Consider the following 1,843-nt stretch of genomic DNA (forward strand, 5'->3'; position numbering starts at 1 on the left):
GGTGTTCGCCCGCAACTCGGGCAAGTTGTGCTTCGCGACCCTGCAGGAGGGCGACGGAACCCAGCTGCAGGTGATGATCAGCCTGGCCAGTGTCGGGGAGCAGGAGTTGGAGGCGTGGAAGGCCGACGTCGACCTCGGCGACATCGTCTACGTGCACGGCGAGGTGATCAGCTCCCGCCGCGGCGAGTTGTCGGTTTTGGCGGACTCCTGGCAGATGGCCTCGAAGTCGTTGCGGCCCCTTCCGGTCGCGCACAAGGAGATGAGCGAGGAGTCGCGGGTGCGGCAGCGCTACGTCGACCTGATCGTCCGGCCGGAGGCGCGGACCGTGGCGCGCCAGCGGATCGCGGTCATTCGGTCGGTGCGCAACGCGCTCGAGCGGCGCGGATTCCTGGAAGTCGAGACGCCGATGCTGCAGACATTGGCCGGCGGGGCGGCCGCCCGGCCTTTCGTCACCCATTCCAACGCCCTGGACGCCGACCTTTACCTGAGAATCGCACCAGAACTGTTCCTCAAACGGTGTGTTGTGGGCGGTTTCGACAGAGTCTTCGAGCTCAATCGAGTGTTCCGGAATGAAGGCGCTGATTCCACTCATTCGCCCGAGTTTTCGATGTTGGAGACTTACCAGGCCTACGGCACCTATGACGACTCCGCCTTGGCTACGCGGGAGATAATTCAAGAAGTCGCCGACGAGGTGATCGGGACCCGGCAACTGCCGCTTCCCGACGGCAGTGTCTACGACATCGACGGCGAATGGGCGACCGTTGAAATGTATCCCTCGCTGTCGGTCGCACTCGGCGAGGAGATCACCCCGGCCACCCCGGTCGCGCAGCTGTGGGCGATCGCCGATCGTCTCGGCGTCGAAATCCCGACCGACCGTGGCTATGGGCACGGCAAACTGGTCGAGGAACTCTGGGAACATGCCGTGGGGCATGACCTGAGCGCCCCGACGTTCGTCCGGGACTTCCCGGTGGAGACGACACCGCTGACCCGCCAGCACCGCAGTATCCCCGGCGTCACCGAGAAGTGGGACCTTTATATGCGCGGTGTCGAACTGGCCACCGGCTACTCCGAACTCATCGACCCGGTGGTGCAACGTGAGCGGTTCGCGGCGCAGGCCGCGGCGGCGGCGGCGGGCGACGACGAGGCGATGGCGCTGGATGAGGACTTCCTGGCGGCGATGGAACACGCTATGCCGCCCTGTACCGGAACCGGAATGGGTATCGACCGTCTGTTGATGGTCTTGACGGGACTATCAATTCGGGACACGGTTTTGTTTCCGATTGTTCGCCGGCAAGGCAACTGAACTGCGCCGACACCTGTTGTGTTGAAGCAGGCGAATTTTTATGGCACATTAGGCGGCGAGGTCGAATACGGCTTTGCGCACCGTTTGCGCGATGAAAGCTATCCAAGGGGTACCAATGGCGAAAAAAGTGACCGTCACCTTGATCGATGATTTCGATGGTGAGGGTGCCGCCGACGAAACGGTCGAATTCGGCCTGGACGGGGTGACCTATGAGATCGACCTTTCGAGCAAAAATGCCGCGAAGCTGCGCGCAGAACTGAAGAAGTGGGCCGACGCGGGCCGCCGGGTCGGTGGCCGTCGCCGCGGACGCTCGGGTGGGGGCCGCCGGGGCGCCATCGACCGCGAGCAGAGCGCGGCCATCCGGGAATGGGCCCGGCGAAACGGTCACAACGTGTCCACCCGCGGGCGTATCCCGGCCGACATCATCGACGCATTTCACGCCGCAACCTGACCGGCGGTTCGGCGAGGCTCGACGGAGGAGAGGCGAAGCCGGGACCGCCGCGTGGGTCCGGCGGTTCGGCGAGGCTCGACGGAGGAGAG

General features: G+C 64.6%; 2 protein-coding genes. Both read left to right on the plus strand.

The annotated features are described in order from the left end of the window. On the plus strand, positions 1 to 1,303 hold a 1,303-nt coding region (gene lysS / locus LI92_RS21080), incomplete at its 5' end, for a lysine--tRNA ligase (RefSeq protein ID WP_046322417.1). Positions 1,304 to 1,418: 115 nt separating this feature from the next. After that, positions 1,419 to 1,754, plus strand: a complete 336-nt coding sequence (lsr2, locus tag LI92_RS21085; protein ID WP_019738040.1) for a histone-like nucleoid-structuring protein Lsr2 — start codon at positions 1,419 to 1,421, stop codon at positions 1,752 to 1,754. The last annotated feature ends 89 nt before the right edge of the window (positions 1,755 to 1,843 follow it).

It is taken from the genome of Mycobacterium sp. UM_Kg1 (genome assembly GCF_000972925.1).
GTDB lineage: Bacteria > Actinomycetota > Actinomycetes > Mycobacteriales > Mycobacteriaceae > Mycobacterium > Mycobacterium hiberniae.

What these genes read in the sequence shown, in the direction of transcription:
- lsr2 (WP_019738040.1), top strand. Translation starts at nt 1,419, where the DNA reads ATGGCGAAAAAAGTGACCGTCACCTTGATCGATGATTTCGATGGTGAG.